Consider the following 19,550-nt stretch of genomic DNA (forward strand, 5'->3'; position numbering starts at 1 on the left):
TTTTTTTCCTGGGGGTGGATGGACCGATGACGCTGGAACCCCCGAAACCGTCTCTCGAAGTCTACCTTCTCGGCCTGGTCGACTTCGCCGACGTCCAGAAACTCCAGCGCCGGCTGGTCTACGAGCAGGGCGAGCGCGACGGGGCCACGCTGATCGTCTGCGAGCATCCGCCGACCCTCAGCGTCGGACGGTTGGGGAGCCGGGCGCACATCGCGAGGGACGACGACGCGCTCGCCTCGATGGGGATCCGGATGTTCTGGGTCAACCGGGGAGGCGGCTGCGTGCTCCATCTCCCCGGCCAGCTCGCCTGCTACCTCGTCCTGCCGCTGGCGGTTCGCGACCTGTCGCCGATGGGCTACGTCGCGGGTCTTCAGGACGTTCTGCTCCAGGTGCTCGACGAGTTCGAGCTTCGGGGCACCGTCCGCCACGCCCCCCACGGGATTTTCCTGGGCGAGGCGCGGGTGGCTTCCATCGGGGTAGCCATCAACCGCGGGATCGCCTACCATGGATTTACGCTCAACGTCGGCCCCTATCTCGACCTGTTCGACGTCCTGTCCGAGCCCGGCTCAGCCGGTTCGTTCTTGCGTCAAACATCGATGGAATCGCGACGACAGCGTCCAACCCTGATGTCCAAGGTGCGAGAGGCGTTGGTCCGCCGGACGGAAGCCGTCTTCGGATTGGATCGCCGCCATCTCTACACGCACCATCCGCAGCTTCGCCGGAAGGTCCTGTCCCATGTTTACGCTCCCAGTCCTGGATGAACGGCCGAGCGACCCGCCGCCGTCCGGCGCGACGTCGGAAACGACGGCCAGGGTCGGCGGCAAGCCGCGACGTCTTCCCGAGTGGCTGAAACGGCCGATCCCCTCGGGAGGCGGCACCTACTTCACCAAGAACCTGATCGGCGAGCTGGGCCTGGAGACGATCTGCGAGTCGGGCAAGTGCCCGAACCGGTCGGAGTGCTGGACCCGGCGCACCGCGACGTTCATGATCCTCGGCGAGACCTGCACGCGCCCTTGCGGCTTCTGCGCGGTCAAGCGGGGCCGCCCCGAGCCGATCGCGGCCGACGAGCCCGATCGCGTGGCCGAGGCTTCGGCCCGGCTCGGCCTGCGGCACGTCGTGATCACGTCGGTCACCCGCGACGACCTGCCCGACGGCGGCGCCGACCACTTCCGCCGCTGCGTCCTGGCCGTCCGCGAGCGAACCGGCGCCACGATCGAAGTGCTCACGCCCGACTTCGACGGCCGTCCCGAGCTGATCGCGATCGTCCTCGAAGCCCGGCCCGAGGTCTTCAACCACAACCTCGAAACCGTCGCCAGGCTCCAGCAGCACGTCCGCCGCAAGAGCCAGTACGAGGTCAGCCTGCGCGTCCTCGAACAGGCCAAACGCCTCAGCCCCGAGACCCGCACCAAGAGCGGGCTGATGCTCGGACTGGGCGAGACCACCGACGAGGTGCTCGAAACGCTGGCCGACCTGCGCTCGATCGGCTGCGACTTCCTGACCCTCGGCCAGTACCTCCAGCCGTCGCCCCGCCATCTCGCCCCCGAGCGCTATCTGCCCCCCGAGGAATTCGACGAACTGGGCCGCCTGGCGCGGCTGATGGGATTCCACGAGGTGGCCAGCGGACCGTTCGTCCGATCGAGCTACCACGCCGACGAGATGGCTCGCAAGTAAGCCGCGGCTTTCCGCCGCGATCGAGATTCACGCGAACCACGCGCGGTGTTTCTTCGACTAGTTGATTGAACCAGACCCTCCTGACGATCTTCCGAGGTAGATCGGGCATGCCAGAAACATTGTTTCAGAAAGTTTGGAACCGCCACGTCCTGTCCACGACCGACGAGGCGACGCTCCTTTACATCGACCGGCACCTGGTGCATGAAGTCACCAGCCCCCAGGCGTTCGACGGCCTGAGGCTTGCGGGCAGGCAGGTCCGCCGCAAGGATCTGACGTTCGCCACGATCGACCACAACGTCCCCACGGACGACCAGCTCGACATCCGCGACTTGCTCTCGCGGCGGCAGATCGAAACCCTCCGCGCCAACTGCCGCGAGTTCGGCGTGACCCTCTACGACATCAAGAGCGGCCGTCAGGGGATCGTCCACGTCATCGGCCCCGAGTTGGGCCTGACACTGCCGGGAACCACGATCGTCTGCGGCGACAGCCACACCAGCACCCATGGCGCGTTCGGCGCGCTGGCCTTCGGCATCGGCACCAGCGAGGTCGAGCACGTCCTGGCCACCCAGACCCTCTGGCAAGGCCGGCGGCCGAGGTCGCTGGGCGTCGAGGTGACCGGGACCCTGCCCGACGGGCTCGAACCCAAGGACATCATCCTCGCGGTCATCCGGGCGATCGGCACCGGCGGCGGAACGGGCTCGGTCATCGAGTATTACGGGCCGGCGATCCGCGCCCTCTCGATGGAAGGCCGCATGACCGTCTGCAACATGTCGATCGAAGCCGGCGCGCGCGCCGGCCTGATCGCGGCCGACGACGTGACCTTCGAATACCTGGCGCGGAAAGACCGCCCGTTCGCGCCCAAGGGCAAGGCGTTTGACGAAGCGGTCGCCGACTGGAAGACGCTCGCGACCGATCCCGACGCCGTCCACGACGCGCACGTCAAGATCGACGCCTCGGCGCTCGTCCCGCAAGTGACCTGGGGGACGAACCCGGCGATGACCGTCGACGCGACCGGCCATGTCCCCACGCTCGCGGAACTCCCCCCGGCGCAGCGCGACGAGGCCGCCCGCGCGTTCCAGTACATGGGGCTGACCCCCGGCACGCCGATCAGCGAGATCCCGATCGACGTCGTGTTCATCGGCTCGTGTACGAACGGACGGATCGAAGACCTGCGGGCCGCGGCCCACGTCTTCCAGGGCCGCCACGTCGCGCCCGGCGTCCGCGCCCTGGTCGTGCCGGGCAGCGAGCAGGTCCGCAGCCAGGCTCACGCCGAGGGGCTCGATCAGGTGTTCCTCGACGCCGGCGCCGAGTGGCGGCAGGCGGGGTGCAGCATGTGCCTGGCGATGAACCCCGACCGCCTCCAGCCCGGCCAGCGCGCGGCCAGCACGAGCAACCGCAACTTCGAGGGCCGTCAAGGGCCCGGCGGACGGACCCACCTGGTGAGCGCCGCCATGGCCGCCGCCGCCGCCGTCACCGGCCGGTTCACCGACGTCCGCAGGCTGCTGGCCCGCTGAGGACCGCGCCCGGCGTCCCGGATATCGCTCTTATTCACTCATCCGATCGAACGAAGGCTGACGACCCCAACATGAAACCCTTCATCGTCCACCGCGGCAAGATCGCGGTCCTCGACTGGACCGACGTCAACACCGACCTCATCATCCCGGCCCGCTACCTCAAGCGGATCGAGCGGACCGGCTACGGCACCCTGCTCTTCGCCGACAAGCGGTACGAGCCCGGCGGCTCGCCGTCGATCGACGCCCCCGAGACTCACGGCGCGCTGAACGCGGAATTCCCGCTCAACCGCCCCGAGTCGAAGGGGGCGACGGTGCTCGTCGTCGGCAAGAACTTCGGCTGCGGGTCGAGCCGCGAGCACGCCGTCTGGGCCATCGCCCAGGCCGGCTACCGCGTCCTGATCGCCCCCGGCAAGAACGAAGGCTTCGCCGACATCTTCGAGGGCAACGCGCTCAACAACGGGCTCCTCGTCATCGAGGTCCCCGAGGCCGACTGGAAGCTCATCGCCGACGCCGGCGGGCCGGGGGGCGTCGAGGCCACGGTCGACCTCAAGACCCAGACCATCGTCGTCCACGACGGCCGCGACCCCGAGCCCAAGGTCGCGTTCGAGATCCCCGAAACCCAGCGTCAGCGCCTGCTCCAGGGGCTCGACGCGATCTCCGAGACGCTCCAGTACGAGCCCGACATCCGCCGCTACGAGCAAGCCGCGTCTCCGTGGCTCAACGCGGTCTCGTCCTGAACGAATCGTCAAGCCGCCGTGGCGACACCCAACCTCATGAAAATGAGCTGACGAGGAGTCACGCGGGCGGCCTCCGAATGGAAGCCCGAAGCGCCAGCGAGTGAATTTCCGGTCGGCCAGCGGGGAATTCACTCGCTGGCGCTTCGGGCTTCCTTCCCTTTCGCTCCTCGATCGTCCCACGGGCTATTTTCGGAGCAATCGGTCATGCCGCCGAGGCGGCACCCGGCCTGATGAAGATGGGGGCCTGCGGTCGCCCAGATCTGGCAGGGGCGCCCCTTGTGGGTGCCCGACCGCTCATGCTCGGCGATCGGGCACCCACAAGGGGTGCCCCTACGGCAAACCACAGACCGGAATTTTCAGAGCTGTCGGATGAGAATCGCCTCGGGATTTTCCCCAAAATCCCCCGGATTCGCACGCGCAATCACGGCGGTCTGGAGCATATTCACTCATAGAGGACGACTGCGCGCCTCGCCGATCTTTGTCAATCCGGCAGCGGAACAGGCTGACCGTCGCCAAAGAACGCGACGATCGAACCCAAATTCCGGGGGCCTCCGGTGGGCGGTCGCCGGCCGGTCTCGGAATGCAGGGAGCGGGCCGTTGGCGCGAGAACCGGGACGATCGAACCCAATCGCCCCCCTCGACCCGGCCGGCGACCGGCGGGACGAGTTCAGCGGGGCGAAAGACGTGATCAACGAAAAAAACCGGCGCGAACGAACCCAAATCAGCGGCGGGCGTCGTTAGCGATAAGGTGTTTCATGCGATGAGGTTAAAATCGATTCTCGGTGTCAGGGGCGGGCCGTTGGCGCGAGAACTTGAACGATCGAACCCAATCGCTCCCCCGGCCGATCCGGGGCGGCGGCGGCGGGCGTGGGACCATCGCCGAGGGGGGAAAACGGCGCGAACGAACCCAAGATCGGCGGCGGCCGGGTCGGATCTCAGGGTCGGCACGAGGCCGACGATCCCCCCGCCTGGTTCCAGGGCATCCGGGCCAGAACCATCGCCATCGGGCAGATGTCGGTCACGCCGGCGAAGATCAGCCCCGCCCCGCCGATCGCGGCCAGCAGGTTGAACCAAGGGTCGACGACCGCCCCGAGCACCACGCCCCCCAGCACGATGCCGCCGGCGACGATCCGCAACTGGCGCTCGAGCGAGATCGTCTTCTTGCCTCGAACCACCGGCAGCCCGGCTTTCTCCCAGGCCAGCGTCCCCCCCTCGACGTTCACTACGCGGTCGCCGAAACCCGCCGCCGCAAACGCCTCGCACGCTTTCTTGCTCCGCGCCCCCGTTCGGCATATGACGTAAAGCGTTTCGTTCCCGTCGGTTCGAGCACCGACGAGGGCGATCGGATCGAGCCGCTCCAGCGGCGCGAGCCGGGCCATCGTCGCGTGAACCTCGCGGTATTCGGCCGGAGTCCGGACGTCGATCAGCTCGACAGGCTTGCCTTCCTCGTAAACTTCAAAGAGCGACCGGGGCGTGATCGTCCGAATCGAGTCGTCGCGCGTCGGCTCCATGGCGTTCCTCCATCCTGCTTCGTCCCAACCATCCCCCTGAATCCCGCCTCGGGCGAGCCGTCCTGATTATAACACCCACGACCGTTTCCCGGGTCTCGCCCCAAACCCGAGCGGTCCATTCCCCGAATGTTGACTTTGATCTGTAAGTAACTTATGATTGCCACCGTTCCGATCGTCCCCTTGGAGCAGAACAGGCCATGGCTACTGCGACCGAATCGTTTTCGGTAGAGGAACTTGCGGATATCAACGCGACGCTCGCCGAAGCGACGCCGGATGAGATTCTGCGGTGGGGAGTCGAGCGATTCGGCTCTCGGTTGACGATGGCCACGGCGTTCGGGCCCGAGGGGTGTATTCTGATCCACATGCTGTCGCAGGTGGGTCCGAAGGTTCGGATCTTCAATCTCGACACGGGCTATCAGTTCGCGGAAACGCTTGAGCTGCGCGACCGTCTGGCCGATCGCTATGGGATCGAGGTCGAGATGGTGCGGGCCGAGAAGTCGACGGCCGAATACGAGCGCGAGCACGGCGGGCCGGTTTACACGTCGAATTCCGACCAGTGCTGCTACGACCGCAAGATCGTCCCGTTGCGGCGGGCGCTGGTGGGGTATGAAGCCTGGATCACGGCGATCCGCGCCGACCAGTCGGCGGACCGGGCGTACTCGAAGATCATCGGCTGGGACGCCAAGTTCAGCCTGGTGAAGATCAATCCGCTGTTGAAGTGGACCCGGCGCGACGTCTGGGCGTTCATCGTCGCCAACAAGATCCCGTACAACCCGCTTCACGACGTGGGTTATCCGTCGGTCGGCTGCTTTCCTTGCACCAAGGCCGTGGGCGCTGGTCAGGATGAGCGGGCGGGGCGGTGGGCGGGTCAGGCGAAGACGGAGTGCGGCCTGCACTCGCTCGACAGCAGTCAACTCTAAGGTGGGTCGTCAAGCGCGGGCGTTCCGCGGCCAAAGGTTCTGGACCTGATGAAGGTATCCGCGAAAGCCGAATACGCCTGCCTGGCCGTGCTCGCCCTGGCCCAGCACGGCCAGGAATCGACCCCGCTGCGAATCCGGGAGATCTCCGAGCTGCACGGAATCCCCGAGCGTTACCTGGTGCAGATCCTGTTGCAATTGAAGGGGGCTGGGCTGGTCTCCAGCACCCGAGGGGCGTCCGGCGGCTACCGCCTCGCCCGATCGCCGGAGTCGATCTCGGTCAGCGAGGTCCTGTCCGCCATCGACGGACCGGACCTCGCCCCTCGCGACATCCCCCGTGCCAATCGACGCGCCACCCAGATTCTGGGCCGTCTCTGGGAACGGGTCCGCGAGGCGGAGCGGACCGTTCTCGACCAGACCACCATCGCCGCGCTCGTCGCGCAAACCTCACCGCACGAGTGGACGATTTGATTTGATACCGGAAGGAGTATCGAGATTTCCGCGACGTCTACGAAACCGGGGCTGAACTCCCCGTACGGTGGGCTCCTGGTCGACCTGATCGTCGGCCCCGAGCGGGCCGCCGAGATGAAGGCCTCCGCCAAGGACTACCCCAGCCAGACGCTCGACGAGCGCGCCATCTGCGACCTCGAGCTGCTGAGCGTCGGCGGGTACTCACCGCTCAAGACCTTCATGAACAAGGCCGACTACGATCGCGTGGTCAAAGAGCAACGGCTCGCCGACGGCATGCTCTGGCCCCTGCCGGTCGTCCTGCCGGTCACCCCCGGCGAGGGCGTCGCCGTGGGCAAGGCCCTCGCCCTCCGCGACGTCTACGGCAACCTGCTGGCCTTCCTCCACATCGACGAGATCTACGAGCCGGACAAGCAGGCCGAGGCCGAGCACGCCTACGGCTCGCTCGACAAGAAGCACCCGTCGGTCGCCTACCTCGACCGCATCCCCAACCACTACGCGACGGGCCGCCTCGAAGTCGTCCGCATCCCTCCTCACTACGACTTCGTCGAGCTGCGGCGCCCCCCTCGCGAGCTTCGCGAGCATTTCGAGTCGCAGGGCTGGTCGAAGATCGTCGCCTTCCAGACCCGCGACCCGCTGCACCGCGCCCATGAAGAGTTCACCAAGCGCGCGGCCGAGCAGATCGGCGGCGGCCTGCTGATCCACCCGGTCGTCGGCGTGACCAAGCCCGGCGACGTCGACCACTACACCCGCGTCCGCTGCTACCGGGCCCTCGTCGACAATTACTACGACAAGGGAACGGCCGTGCTCTGCCTCCTGCCCCTGGCCATGCGGATGGCCGGCCCGCGCGAGGTGTTGCTGCAGGCAATCATCCGCCGCAACTACGGTTGCACCGACTTCATCGTCGGCCGCGACCACGCCGGACCGGGCAAGGACTCGACCGGCAAGCCGTTCTACGAGCCGTACGCCGCCCAGGAAGCCATGGCGAAGTACAAGGACGAGATCGGCGTGGGGATGGTCGAGTTCAAGCAGATGGTCTTCCTCCCCGACGAGGACCGCTACGCGCCGGTCGACGAGGTTCCCGCCGGCGTCAAGACCGCCGACATCTCCGACGCCCAGGTCCGCGACGACTACCTGGCGAAGGGGCTCCAGCTCCCCGAGTGGTTCAGCCGACCGGCCGTGGCCGAGATCCTCAACGAAACCAATCCCCCGGCCTTTCGCCAGGGCCTGACAATCTGGTTCACCGGCCTCTCCGGCTCGGGCAAGAGCACCGTCGCCCAGGCGCTCGTCGAGCGGCTCGCCGAGTACGGCCGCAACTGCTCGTTCCTGGACGGCGACGAGATCCGCACGCACCTCTCGAAGGGCCTGAGCTTCAGCAAGGAAGACCGCGACATCAACATCCGCCGCGTCGGCTACGTCGCCGGCATGGTCGCCCAGCACGGCGGCACCACGCTTTGCTCGGTTATCAGCCCATACAAGACGATCCGCGACGAAGCCCGCAAGCAGTCGAAGGGGAACTTCGTCGAGGTCTACTGCTCGACCCCCATCGACGTCTGCGAGAATCGCGACGTCAAGGGGATGTACGCCAAGGCCCGCGCCGCCGTCGCCGAAGGCAAGCCGATGGGCTTCACGGGGATCGACGACCCCTACGAAGCTCCGGAAAACCCCGAGGTGACGCTCGACACCGGCTCGCTCGGCGTCGCCGAGTGCGTCGACAAGATCATCGAGAAGCTCCTGGCCCTCGGCTACATCCTGCCGCACGGCCACATCTCCGCCTGAGCGGCCGCGCCGCCCAAACAGGCCCGCCGCGGGCACCGTCTCCCGGGGGGCCTGTTCGCATTCACTCCCAAGCCGGAATTGATCGAAAACCCAGACACGGTATATTCAACGCATCCCTTGCAGCCCGCGAGCGGGAGCGACGGCCGCCCGAGCCGGGTGCGACGGCTCGCGACGCGACTCACCTACAGGAACCGATCATGACGGATCGTGAATCGCTCCGAACGACTCTCGTCGGCCTTCTCGAAGACGAGATGGGCCAGCCCTACGACCTCGACGACGACGCGGTCGACCTTCGAACCGGCCTCGGCCTCGACTCGGTCGACGTCGTCGGCCTCGTCATGCGCGTCGAACGCCAGTTCCGCATCCGCCTGGCGATGGAAGAACTCCTCGAAGTCAAAACCGTCGGCGACCTGCTCGAACTCGTCTTCGCCAAGAAGACGGTCGGGCGTTCGCTGGAGATGGGTTCAACGTCGGCCTGAGGCGGGATGATCTGGAACGGGCGCGTCGGTTGAATTCCCGCAGCGAGCTTCTCGATCCCCTGCCCCTCCGGCCGCTTGACGAACCGGCCGCGCCCTTTTATATTCGCCTAGACGCATGAAGACGACGCGCACGACATCCACTGGCCTCGACGAATCAACGACGACGCTCAAGGCGTTCGCCGATCCGGTGCGCCTGCGGCTTCTGAACCTGCTCTCCGATGATCGCGAGATCTGCGTCTGCCATCTCCACGAGGCCCTCGACCTGCCGCAGCCGACCGTCTCGCGCCACCTGGCCTATCTCCGCAAGAGCGGGGTCGTGGTCGGACGCAAGGAGGGCCTGTGGGTCCACTACAAACTAACCCGGTCCAAATCGGGGCTGAACCGCATCCTTCTCGGATGCCTCGGCACTTGCCTGGGCGATCCGGAGGTGTTCAAGGAAGACCTCGAACGACTCGGCCGGGCCGTCTCGTGCTGCGGCGGCGAGGGCTGATGATTTGACTTTTTTTACTCGACTATATTCGCCCAAGCATATCCAATGAGGCGAGAGGGAGGGGCTCATGGACGCATCAAGACACGATCGAGCAGCCCGAAGCGAATCGCCCGCTTCCCGCAAGCGGCTGAATCCGAAAGTCGCGGCCCACGCCGACTATCTGACCACGTCGTTCGACCTGATCGACGAGCCCCATCGTGAGGCGGGTGAGAAGCTCGCCGCCTGGATCGCCGAGAACTACAAGCCTGGAGAGCCGCTCCACGTCACGGTCGTCTGCACGGGCAACAGTCGCCGGAGCATTCTCGGCTCGACGATGGGCAACATCGCCGCCGCTTACTATGGGATGCCCGAGATTCGATTCCACAGCGGCGGCACCGCTCCGACGGCCTTCAATTCCCGCACGGTCTCCTGCCTCAAGGAGATCGGCGTCGAGATCGAACCCACCGGCGCGGAGGCGTCTCGGGGCGAGCCGAAGACGGCCAATCCGATTTACCAGGTCCGATGGGGCGACTCGGGTCTGGAGGCGATGGAGTTCTCGAAGACCTACTTCGACCCCGCCAACCCCCAGCGAGGCTTCGCCGCCCTGATGGTCTGCGGCGAGGCCGACGCCGCGTGCCCGGTGGTCAAGGGGGCGTCCCTGCGCATCTCGATGCCCTACCTGGACCCCAAGATCTACGACGACAGCACTTACGAAACCCTCAAGTACGCCGAACGTCGGGACGACATCGGGCGGCTCATGCTCTGCGTGATGATGCAGGTGCGAAACCGCCTCGACCAACCCTCAACCCGCTAAGACGGAGACGAGAATCACCATGTCCGATACGATCACTCGGGCTGTAAAATCGAAGTATGGTTCGGTCGCGGCCAGCGGCCTCTCGACCGCCCATGAGGGGATCAAGGCGGTGGCCGAGGCGTTCGGCTACTCGCCCGACGAGTTGGCGTCGATCCCCGCCGAGGCCAACATGGGCCTCTCGTGCGGCAATCCCACCGCGACGGCCGGTCTGAGGCCGGGCGAGACGGTCGTGGACCTGGGCAGCGGCGGCGGCCTCGACGTGTTCCTGGCGGCGCGGAAGGTCGGGCCGACCGGCCGGGCCGTCGGCGTCGACATGACCCCCGAGATGATCGAACTGGCCCGCGACAACGCCGAGAAATCGCGACTGACCAACGTCGAGTTCCACCTCGCCACCATCGACAAGCTGCCGCTGGCCGACGCCTCGGTGGACTGCGTGATCTCCAACTGCGTCATCAACCTGGCCCCCGACAAGGCCGCCGTCTTCCATGAGATCGCCAGGGTCTTGAAGCCCGGCGGACGGCTGGCGGTCAGCGACATCGCCCTGAAGCGCGACTTGCCTCCCGAACTGGGCGACGACCTGATGGCCTACGTGGGCTGCATCGCCGGCGCGATCCCGATCGAGGACTATCGCCGGGGCCTGACCGAAGCCGGCTTCGCCCACGTCGAGGTCGTCGACAGCGGCGCGGACCTGAACGCCTACGCCAAGGTCGAGAACCAGGCGGCATGCTGCCCTCCCCCGGCGTCGACTCCTTCGGGCCTGGCCGTCGTCGACGCGGGTTGCTGCGCGGTCGGCCCGGCGGCAGTCGTGGACGAGGCGCTCCACGCGCGCCTGGCCGATCTCCTCCGACGCTACGACGTGAATGACTACGCCGCCAGCGTAAAGGTCTACGCCGTCAAGCCGCGCTGAGGACCGTGGATCACTCCGTCCCGCGCTTGGCGTCGACCTTCGGCCGCGGCTTCGCCAGTTCGTCGAGTTCTGAGAGCTTGAAGCGGACGCTGACGATGTACGGCGGCTCGCCCGCGGTCCAGTGCCCGTACGTGGTGGCGACGAACGTGCCGTCGGGCAGGACCTCGACGCCGGGATAGGCGCAGTCGAACGCCTGGGTGTTGTCCATCAGCCGCACTCGGCACTGCCCCTCTCGTCCTTGGACGATGTCGTCGTAAGTGCCGACCCAGCCGACCCAATCGCCTTTCGTCGGGCTCTCGTGCGCCATGTCCCGGAACGAGATGAACAGCCGGCCGTCGGGGGCGTACTTGCCGACGTGGCGGTCGCCAGTCAGGGCCCCCGGCAGTTCCCTGGGCTCGGTCCAGGTCTTGCCCTCGTCGTTGGAGAAGATCACGAACGCGTTGAGCTTGCGGCTGTTCTCGCGGAGCAACACGGCGATCTGGTTGCCGTCGGGCGAGCGGATCAGGCCCGGCTCGCAAAGCTGTGCGGTCGGGTGCTCGGCGACGACCTCCGGCCGGCCCCAGGTCAGGCCCCCATCGTTCGAGACGGTCTTGTAGACCCGGAACTTCGTCGCCTTGCCCTCGCCGTGAAAGTACCGCCCGTCGTCGTGGAACAGGGCCATGTAATCGCCGTTCTTCAGGCGCTCGACGCTGCCCATGGCCACGATGCCGCCGAAGTCGCCGATCGGCGCCAGCGGCGTCCAGTGGGTTCCGTCGTCCTCGGAGACCGACAACCGGATCGGGAACAGGCCCGAGAACAGGATCAGCCGCTTCACGCCGGCCCGATCGACGACGCGGTGGATAGTGGGGGTCTCCTTAGAGGTGGCCCAGTTCTCGGGCGTGGGCAGGCGATCCGACCAGGTCCGGCCGCCGTCGGTGCTGCGCTTCAGGATGACGGCCCCTCGGCCGTGGCCCTTGGGATAGACGGCCAGAATCGTCTTGCCGTCTTCGAGCAGCACCGTGGTGGGATGGCCGAGATACTGCCCCTTCTCGCGGTCCACGATCACCTGGCGCTGCTCCTAGTGGGCCAGATCGATCAGCGGGATCGTGTACCCTCGCCGCACGGTTTGAGGATCGGCGGGCTTCTCCGACAACTTGCGGATCGCGGCTTCGAGTTCGCCCGCTTGCTTCTCGGCCTCTTCGAGCGGCAATCCCTTGGCCATGCCGGGCCGTTTGTGGCCTATCGCCGTCAGCCAGGCGTCCTTGAGCAACCGCTGCCTGCGCTCGACCAGCTTCAGGACGTCGAGCCCGCGCGGCAGCTTGCCCAGCGCCTGCTCGGCGCTCTGGTCGTCGAGTTCACGAGCCGGGATTCCCCAGTGCAGGAGGATCGCGCGGGCGATCAGCCAGTGCCCGGCGGCGTTGATGTGCACCCCGTCGTCGGCGAGCCGGAAGTTGGGGTCGCGGCGTCGCTCCCGGGCGAGATAGCGCTCCATCGGGCCATGGGCGTCGACGACGTCCCAGCCGACGCCTCGGTGAGCCAGGAGCCACGCGGAATAGAGGTTCAGCACCTCGTCGTAGCCCTCGTAAGGCTGCCGGTATTCGTCTCGGCCCGCCGGAAGCGTGCTCGCCTTGATCGGCGCCGGGTCGAACACCGGCGGGGTGACGTGGAGCACCTTCGCCCCGGCCGCTTTCGCCTTGTCCCGCAACGACTGCATCCCGTCCCGGAACTTCTGGAACCGCTCCTCGCTGAAGGGATGGTAGATGCCGTCGTTCATCCCGTAGCAGACGACGACGAGGTCGGGCTTCAGAGTCGCGAGCACCCGGTCGAGCCGTTCGTGGACGTCGGGACGCGGGAATGCCCCCCCGGCGTGGCCCGGTTCGGTGAGGCCCGAAAGGGTCTCGCTGGGCAGGCCGAGGCCGAGGAACTCACAGCGGAGCGCCGGGTTTCTGGCCCGCAGATAGGCTTCGGCATATTCGACGTACTGGCCCGCATACGTGATGCTGTCGCCGAGGAAGACGACGCGGCGCACCCCGGCCAGCGGCGGCCGGTCCTCGGCACGCGCGAGTACGGAGCCGAGAAGCAGAATCGAAAGCGAGAGCGCCAGGCTGCGCATGGAGCGTCCTTCCTTCGGTGCGAGGGATCAGGGCCGAGGGCCGTCGCACCATGTTGGGCGCGTGGGGAGGACGAGGCAAGGGTCGTGTGTCGGAGGGCTCGGCGTTCCTACGCGACTGGATCACGACGCGTCGCCCGACGTCGCTTTCGAGGCGGCTTTCGCGACCTCCGGCAACGCCTCGAAAAGTAACTCCCACGTCCCGACAGGCAAGGCTCGCCGCATCCGTTCCTGGCCCCTCAACCACGCCGCGCGGGCCTCTTCGACCTTTTCTTTCCCCGCCTCGGTGATCGCGATCAACTTCTCCCGGCGATCCGAGCCCGGTCGGATCGTCACCCAGCCGCCTTTCACCAGCGGACGGAGGCCGCGGGTCAGCGTCGTATCATCAAGGGACGCCATCTCGCCCAGGTCGCTCTGACGCACCTCGCCCGCTCGGCCGAGCAGCTTCAACAGCGCGTGCTGGGTCGTCCTCAGACCGGTTTCCCGAAGCTCCGCATCGTAGATCCTGGTCACGGCGCGCGAAGCTTGGCGCAACGCCGCGCAGAGGCACGGCGTCACGGTCGGCTGGCGTTTCCCGGCGGTCAGGTCCTTGACGTCTCCCATATTATCTGTATATGCAGGTAAAGTCGGCTGGTCAAGAGACAGCCCATCCCGGAACGGTATCGAGATCCGTCACAACGAGTAGCGAGACCATGGCATCGCAAGACAAAGTCGCGTTCATCACCGGGGCGAACAAGGGAATCGGCCTGGAGACGGCGCGGGGGCTCGGGCGGTTGGGCGTCGCCGTCGTGATCGGCAGCCGGAACGAGGCGAACGGCCGCGAGGCCGCCGACGCGCTCCGAGCCGAAGGGATTGAGAAGGTCGAGGCCGTCCGATTCGACGTGACCAGGCCGGAGGATCACCAGGAGATCGCCCGGCATCTGAAGGAGCGATACGGCAAGCTCGACATCCTGGTGAACAACGCGGGCGTCGCGCTGGACGAGGCGAATTTCGGCGATCCCAACGGGGTCAACACGACGTCCACGGTGTCGTCCGACATCCTCCGACGGACGTTCGAGACGAACTTCTTCGCCGTCGTCGCCCTCACACAGACGTTGCTGCCTCTGATCCGCAAATCTCCGGCGGGGCGGATCGTCAACCTGTCAAGCATCCTCGGGTCGCTCGCGCTCCACTCCGACCCGCAGTCGCCCATTTACGGAATGAAGGCGTTCGCCTATGACGCGTCGAAGACGGCGCTCAACGCCTTCACCGTCCACCTGGCCCACGAGCTGAAGGGAACGGCGATCAAGGTGAACTCGGCCCATCCGGGCTGGGTGAAAACGGACATGGGAGGCTCGGCGGCCCCGATGGAACTTTCCGAGGGGGGCAAGACGAGCGTGCTGTTGGCGACCCTGCCCGACAACGGCCCGACCGGCGGCTTTTCTCACGTCGGCGAGCCCCTGCCCTGGTGACCGGTTCGTACGGGATCGCCCATCCCGATCACTCCGAACGTGGAGGAGCACAGCGTGAGCAATCTGCGGATGGTCAAGGAGCACCACGGGGACGAGTCCCTTCAGGCTCGCATTGACGAGGCGTTGCGGCGGGCTGGCCTTGGAGTTGGAGTGATCGGGTGGGAGGATCTTGCGCCGTCACGCAATCTGGTTGGCAGCCTCAAGGCGTTCCGCTACGAGGACGAGAGCATCGTCCCCTTCGTGGCCAACAGCCCCGTGATGAATCTCGGCCCGTAGAAGAATTCCGACGGCGCATGAACCGCAAAGGCGAGCTGTTGCCCGCCAACCGAAGATGGCATGAATGGACGCCGTTATGATGGGCGCGGCGATGTCGACCACGACCGACTCGGCGACTTCTCACCTATAGAATCGACGCGCATCTTGATGTCGTCGCTCAAGTCCGGCATTCTGGCGTCAATCGCACCAAGACCGTCCTCACCCGCGTACGGAAACAGGATCATGATCCGCACGACAAACTCCCACTTGCCCCTGTCCCTAGTGGCTGCTGCGGCGTTGGCCCTCGGCCTGACCGACTGCGTCTCGGCTCAGCAACCGGTGGAGGTGCTCCACAAGACCGTGAAAGTCGGCGATCTGGACATCTTCTACCGCGAGTCCGGGCCCAAGGACGCCCCGACAGTGCTGCTGCTCCACGGCTTCCCGACCAGCTCGCAGATGTTCCGCAAGCTGATCCCCGCCCTGGGAGATAAGTATCACCTGATTGCTCCGGACTACCCCGGCTACGGCCATAGTTCGATGCCGACACATGACAAATTCACCTACACCTTCGACAATCTGGCGAAGGTGGTCGACGAGTTCACCGAGAAGCTCAGCCTGACGAAGTACGCCCTCTATGTGCAGGACTATGGCGCGCCGGTCGGTTACAGGCTCGCGGTCAAGCACCCGGAGCGCATCACCGCTATCGTCGTGCAGAACGGCAACGCCTACGACGAGGGGCTCGACAATGACTTCTGGAAGCCGATCAAGGCGTACTGGAAGGAGCCGAAAAGCCGGGAGAAGCGTGACGCCATTCGTGGGCTGGTTACTTACGAGGCGACCAAGTGGCAGTACACGCACGGGGTCAAGAACCTAGAGCTCGTCAGCCCGGACGGGGCGGCCCACGACCAGTTCTTGCTCGATCGCAAGGGGAATGACGAGATTCAGCTCGACTTGTTCCTCAGCTACGGCAGCAACCCGCCGCTGTACCCGAGCTGGCAGGAGTATTTCCGCAAGCACCAGCCGCCGGTCCTGATCGCTTGGGGGAAGAATGACCAGATATTCCCGGCCGCCGGCGCCGAGCCCTATAAGCGCGACCTGAAGACGTTGGAGTACCACCTGCTCGACGCTGGACACTTCGCCCTGGAAACGAACGGCGATGAGATCGCCAAACTGATGCGGGAGTTCCTCGACAAGCATGTGACGCAACAGTAGACACCGATGTCTCCCTAGCGTGGCCTCGACGTTTCCGGAGATTCCTTCGATGCACAATAACGACCGGCAACGAGGAGCTTCACGATGGAGATCAACAAGAAGGACACCGCTGTCGTCGTCATCGACCCTCAGAACGACGTCTTGAGCGAGACGGGCGTCTCCTGGGGGCTGGTCGGCGACAGCGTCAAGGAGAACAACACCGTCGAGAACATCGCACGACTCTTCAGAGCCGCGAAGGATGGTGGTTTCGGCGTCTTCATCTCCCCTCACTACCTTTACCCGGCCGACCAGGCGTGGCGATTCGGCGGGGCGGTCGAACGGATGATGTTGGAGAGCAAGGAGTTCTTTCGCCACGACCCGCTCAGCCTCGACGGGTTGCCCGGCTCGGGGGCCGACTGGCTCGATAGCTACAAGCCGTTCATCGAAGACGGCAAGGCGATCGTGGTCAGCCCCCACAAGGTGTGGGGACCGCAGACCAACGACCTCGTCCTGCAACTCCGTAAGCGCCGCGTCGACAAGATCGTCCTGGCGGGGATGCTCGCGAATCTGTGCGTCGAGAGCCACCTGCGTGAACTGATCGAGCAGGGGTTCGAGGTGGCCGTGGTCAAGGACGCGACGGCCGGGCCCCGGCACCCCCAACTCGGCGACGGCTATCAGGCCGCGCTCGTCAACTATAAATTCATCGCCAACGCGGTGCTGACTACCGACGAGGCGGTGAACGCGATGCAGGCATAGATAGGCCCTCAGCTTCTCACTTGCGATGGGCGATCGAGCGTCTTCAGGAAGTTCAAAGCGACAAATCAAGGCATTGCTCAATTATGTCGACTTTCACGCTCATTCACGTTGCCATCAGCCTGGCGGCGATTGTCTCGGGATTCATCGTCGTATTCGGAATGATCGCCGGGAAGCGGTTCGACCGCTGGACCGCGTTCTTCCTGGCTACCACGGTCGCGACGAGCATCACCGGCTTCATGTTCCCGATCCACGGCATGACGCCCGGGCTCGCTCTCGGCCTGATCTCACTCCTGGTGCTGACGCCCGTGATCTACGCTCGCTACTCCCGCCGTCTCACGGGCGTCTGGCGTCGGGTGTACGTCGTTGGCGCCGTGTTCGCTTTCTATCTCAACTTCCTGGTTTTGATCGTGCAGTCCTTCCAGAAGGTCCCGGCGCTCAAGTCGCTCGCGCCGAACCAGACGGAGCCCCCCTTCGTGGCCGCTCAACTCGTCGCAATGGCGGCGTTCGTCGTCCTCGGCGCTCTCGCGGCGAAAAGGTTCCGCGAACAACCGGTCACGGCGTCGTGATGAGACGGGCGACGTCGCCCATGAAGTCAATCCGCGTCGCTTCAGCGCAAGGCAAGTTTTCAACGAGCCGGCGTGAGTCGCCGTCGCGCCGGCTCCAAGCTCGGAAAGAAGAGCTGCTTCGATGTCGATCAATGCACCGATACTCGTCACGGGCGCCGCGGGGCGCATCGGCGGAGTGGGTGGAGAGATCGTCGAGATCCTCCGCAAGCGCGATCTGCCCGTCCGGGCGCTGGTTCGAACGGAAGACGAGCGCGCCGAGGCCCTTCGCTCAACCGGGGCCGAAGTCGTCGTCGGCGATCTCACCCGGCCGGAGGACGTCGCGCGCGCCCTGGAAGGGTGCCGACGCATGTACTTCGGCATGAGCGTGTCCGCATCCTATCTGGAGGCGACCGTCACCGCCGCCGCCGTCGCCCGCGAGCGCGGCGACCTTGAGGTGCTCGTCAACATCTCCCAGTTGACCGTCTCGGAGATGAGCCTGACCGCGATGACGGACTCCCTCCAGCAGCGCATGCACTGGCTGGGCGAACAGGCGCTGAACTGGTCCGGCTTGCCCGTGGTGCACGTCCGGGCGACGGTCTTCCTCCAGCACTTCTTCTTCTCGCAGTGGGCCGCCGATTCGATCGCGAAGGACGGCACGATCTGCCTGCCGTTCGGCGCCGCGAAAACATCGCCCGTCGACGTCCGAGATGTGGCGGAGGTGATCGCGGCCGTCCTGGAACATCCAGACGCTCATGTCGGGAAGGTCTACGAATTGACCGGGCCGCGATCGGAGGACATGCGAGCCGTGGCGACGGAATATTCCGAAGCCCTCGGGCGACCCGTCCGCTACGTCGATGAGCCGATGAAGGAGTGGCAAGATCGGGTGCTTCGCGCGAGCGGCCTGCCGAAGCATGTCTTTGACCACATCCGCGTCATGGCTCAACTCCATGCCGACAACCGCTACGATCGACTCACACACGACGTCGAGGCGATCACGGGAAGGCCCGCGACGAGTATCCGCGAGTACGTCGCCAAGCATCCCGAGCTGTTCGGTTCAAGAACCCAGCCCGCGACGGTCCCGGAATCTCGGTGACGTCCCGGTGGTTCGAATCGCTCAACAGGAGCCACGGCGGCTTTCCCGCCATGCGGGGAATGGGCCGCCGCCGCTTCATCCACCGCGCAATCGGGCTGGCTCTTCCTCAATCGGCGGGGCGAGAGCAAATGCAGAACATCCTGCACATGGGCCTTGGCGCGGTCTTTCATGTGCGGTAACCTCTGCACATCGACGACCTCAGGAGCCGACCATGCCGCGTTTCACATCGGGGGAATTGAAGGTCATGAGCCTCCTCTGGGCCCATGGCGAATTGAAGCCCGCCGAGCTGCAAGAGCTCTTCCCGGAGCCGATCAAGAACCCGGCGATCCGCTCGTATCTGACCGTGCTGCTCGAGAAGGGGCACGTCAGCCGTCGCCGCGAGGGCAAGGCGTATTACTACAAGGCGATCACCCGGTCCCGCTCGGCGTTCCGGACGATGCTCGACGAGCTGGCCGAGGCCTGCTGCGGCGGTTCTGTCCGCACCCTGGTGATGAACGTCATCAAGTCGGAGAAGCTGACCGAGGAGGACCTCATCGCCCTGAAGCGGCTCGCCGACGAGGAAGGATCGAAAGCGTCCGGCAGTTGAAGCCGGGAGACGGAAATGCTCAGGGGATTCGAGGGGTGACTCCCCCGCGCCGAGGAGACTTTGGCCATGTTCGTCCTGGTAGCGAAGTTGACGGCCTTCCTCACATTGATCTGGATGGCTCACGCAGCGCTCGCCGGGCGTAATCCACGGTGGCGGGTGGCCCTGTGGCGGGGGATGCCGCTTGGCGCGGCCGCCATCGCGATCCTCGCCTGGGCTCCTCCGGTCATTCCATTGCGTCTCGCCGGCGCAGCCCCGCCAGACGCGATCGGCTCGGCGGATATCGCGAAGACCGCCCCCGTCGCTCCGCCAGTCTTGATG

Annotated in this window: 22 protein-coding genes; 18 read left to right on the top strand and 4 right to left on the bottom strand. The window is 65.9% G+C overall.

Annotation, left to right across the window (positions count from 1 at the left end; translation table 11 throughout):
- Nucleotides 1-26 precede the first annotated feature (26 nt).
- The 4 genes from BSF38_RS28900 (at nt 27) to leuD (ending at nt 3,922) form a co-directional block, all read left to right on the top strand.
- Complete coding sequence (locus tag BSF38_RS28900; RefSeq protein WP_076350461.1) at nt 27-761, top strand: lipoyl(octanoyl) transferase LipB; 735 nt, start codon at nt 27-29, stop codon at nt 759-761.
- A complete protein-coding gene (gene lipA, locus BSF38_RS28905) occupies nt 736-1,671 on the top strand; it encodes a lipoyl synthase (RefSeq protein WP_076350462.1) in 936 nt (311 codons plus the stop codon). Before BSF38_RS28900 ends, lipA begins: the two co-directional genes overlap by 26 nt.
- 107 nt (nt 1,672-1,778) lie before the next feature.
- Complete coding sequence (gene leuC / locus BSF38_RS28910; RefSeq protein ID WP_076350463.1) at nt 1,779-3,185, top strand: 3-isopropylmalate dehydratase large subunit; 1,407 nt, start codon at nt 1,779-1,781, stop codon at nt 3,183-3,185.
- A gap of 71 nt (nt 3,186-3,256) precedes the next feature.
- Entirely contained in the window at nt 3,257-3,922 is a 666-nt protein-coding gene (gene leuD, locus BSF38_RS28915; protein ID WP_076350464.1) for a 3-isopropylmalate dehydratase small subunit, read from the top strand.
- A gap of 935 nt (nt 3,923-4,857) precedes the next feature.
- Here the strand turns inward: leuD and BSF38_RS28920 are convergent.
- A complete protein-coding gene (locus BSF38_RS28920; protein ID WP_076350465.1) occupies nt 4,858-5,433 on the bottom strand; it encodes a rhodanese-like domain-containing protein in 576 nt (191 codons plus the stop codon).
- Between the two features lie 197 nt (nt 5,434-5,630).
- Between BSF38_RS28920 and BSF38_RS28925 the strand changes: the two genes are divergently transcribed.
- The 7 genes from BSF38_RS28925 to arsM all read left to right on the top strand — a co-directional run bounded on the left by BSF38_RS28925 (nt 5,631) and on the right by arsM (nt 11,266).
- Entirely contained in the window at nt 5,631-6,353 is a 723-nt protein-coding gene (locus tag BSF38_RS28925) for a phosphoadenylyl-sulfate reductase (protein ID WP_076350466.1), read from the top strand.
- A gap of 48 nt (nt 6,354-6,401) precedes the next feature.
- The gene (locus BSF38_RS28930; protein WP_076350467.1) at nt 6,402-6,821 is read left to right on the top strand and encodes an RrF2 family transcriptional regulator; all 420 of its coding nucleotides are present in this window, start codon (nt 6,402-6,404) and stop codon (nt 6,819-6,821) included.
- A gap of 51 nt (nt 6,822-6,872) precedes the next feature.
- Complete coding sequence (locus BSF38_RS28935) at nt 6,873-8,597, top strand: bifunctional sulfate adenylyltransferase/adenylylsulfate kinase (RefSeq protein ID WP_076350468.1); 1,725 nt, start codon at nt 6,873-6,875, stop codon at nt 8,595-8,597.
- 197 nt (nt 8,598-8,794) lie between these two features.
- Complete coding sequence (locus BSF38_RS28940) at nt 8,795-9,076, top strand: acyl carrier protein (protein ID WP_076350469.1); 282 nt, start codon at nt 8,795-8,797, stop codon at nt 9,074-9,076.
- A gap of 115 nt (nt 9,077-9,191) precedes the next feature.
- A complete protein-coding gene (locus BSF38_RS28945; RefSeq protein WP_076350470.1) occupies nt 9,192-9,566 on the top strand; it encodes an ArsR/SmtB family transcription factor in 375 nt (124 codons plus the stop codon).
- Nucleotides 9,567-9,633: 67 nt separating this feature from the next.
- Nucleotides 9,634-10,359 carry a low molecular weight phosphatase family protein gene (locus tag BSF38_RS28950; protein ID WP_237170672.1) on the top strand — a complete coding sequence of 242 codons (726 nt, stop codon included), beginning with the start codon at nt 9,634-9,636 and terminating at the stop codon, nt 10,357-10,359.
- A gap of 19 nt (nt 10,360-10,378) precedes the next feature.
- Nucleotides 10,379-11,266, top strand: a complete 888-nt coding sequence (arsM, locus tag BSF38_RS28955) for an arsenite methyltransferase (protein WP_076350471.1) — start codon at nt 10,379-10,381, stop codon at nt 11,264-11,266.
- 10 nt (nt 11,267-11,276) lie between these two features.
- Here the strand turns inward: arsM and BSF38_RS28960 are convergent, their stop codons facing one another.
- The 3 genes from BSF38_RS28960 to BSF38_RS28970 form a co-directional block, all read right to left on the bottom strand.
- The gene (locus BSF38_RS28960) at nt 11,277-12,311 is read right to left on the bottom strand and encodes a sialidase family protein (RefSeq protein ID WP_076350472.1); all 1,035 of its coding nucleotides are present in this window, start codon (nt 12,309-12,311) and stop codon (nt 11,277-11,279) included.
- A 12-nt stretch (nt 12,312-12,323) separates the two neighbouring features.
- The gene (locus BSF38_RS31580) at nt 12,324-13,358 is read right to left on the bottom strand and encodes an SGNH/GDSL hydrolase family protein (protein ID WP_076350473.1); all 1,035 of its coding nucleotides are present in this window, start codon (nt 13,356-13,358) and stop codon (nt 12,324-12,326) included.
- Between the two features lie 120 nt (nt 13,359-13,478).
- Nucleotides 13,479-13,958 carry a MarR family winged helix-turn-helix transcriptional regulator gene (locus BSF38_RS28970; RefSeq protein ID WP_076350474.1) on the bottom strand — a complete coding sequence of 160 codons (480 nt, stop codon included), beginning with the start codon at nt 13,956-13,958 and terminating at the stop codon, nt 13,479-13,481.
- An 89-nt stretch (nt 13,959-14,047) separates the two neighbouring features.
- Here BSF38_RS28970 and BSF38_RS28975 point away from each other — a divergent pair, with 89 nt between their 5' ends.
- The 7 genes from BSF38_RS28975 (at nt 14,048) to BSF38_RS29005 (ending at nt 19,232) form a co-directional block, all read left to right on the top strand.
- Nucleotides 14,048-14,806 (top strand): SDR family oxidoreductase, encoded by a 759-nt coding sequence (locus BSF38_RS28975; RefSeq protein ID WP_076350475.1) that lies wholly within the window; start codon nt 14,048-14,050, stop codon nt 14,804-14,806.
- Nucleotides 14,807-14,860: 54 nt separating this feature from the next.
- Nucleotides 14,861-15,082 (top strand): hypothetical protein, encoded by a 222-nt coding sequence (locus BSF38_RS28980; RefSeq protein ID WP_145952384.1) that lies wholly within the window; start codon nt 14,861-14,863, stop codon nt 15,080-15,082.
- 222 nt (nt 15,083-15,304) lie between these two features.
- Nucleotides 15,305-16,273, top strand: coding sequence for an alpha/beta fold hydrolase (locus BSF38_RS28985; protein WP_076350477.1), 969 nt, complete (start codon nt 15,305-15,307; stop codon nt 16,271-16,273).
- Nucleotides 16,274-16,357: 84 nt separating this feature from the next.
- Complete coding sequence (locus tag BSF38_RS28990; RefSeq protein ID WP_076350478.1) at nt 16,358-17,008, top strand: cysteine hydrolase family protein; 651 nt, start codon at nt 16,358-16,360, stop codon at nt 17,006-17,008.
- Nucleotides 17,009-17,091: 83 nt separating this feature from the next.
- Nucleotides 17,092-17,574: a hypothetical protein gene (locus tag BSF38_RS28995; RefSeq protein WP_076350479.1), complete on the top strand. Its 483-nt coding sequence runs from the start codon at nt 17,092-17,094 to the stop codon at nt 17,572-17,574.
- A gap of 121 nt (nt 17,575-17,695) precedes the next feature.
- Nucleotides 17,696-18,646 carry an NmrA family NAD(P)-binding protein gene (locus tag BSF38_RS29000; protein ID WP_076350480.1) on the top strand — a complete coding sequence of 317 codons (951 nt, stop codon included), beginning with the start codon at nt 17,696-17,698 and terminating at the stop codon, nt 18,644-18,646.
- A gap of 211 nt (nt 18,647-18,857) precedes the next feature.
- Nucleotides 18,858-19,232: a BlaI/MecI/CopY family transcriptional regulator gene (locus BSF38_RS29005; protein ID WP_076350481.1), complete on the top strand. Its 375-nt coding sequence runs from the start codon at nt 18,858-18,860 to the stop codon at nt 19,230-19,232.
- The last annotated feature ends 318 nt before the right edge of the window (nt 19,233-19,550 follow it).

Origin of the sequence: Paludisphaera borealis, assembly GCF_001956985.1 — a bacterium.
In the GTDB taxonomy this organism is placed as follows: Bacteria; Planctomycetota; Planctomycetia; order Isosphaerales; family Isosphaeraceae; genus Paludisphaera; species Paludisphaera borealis.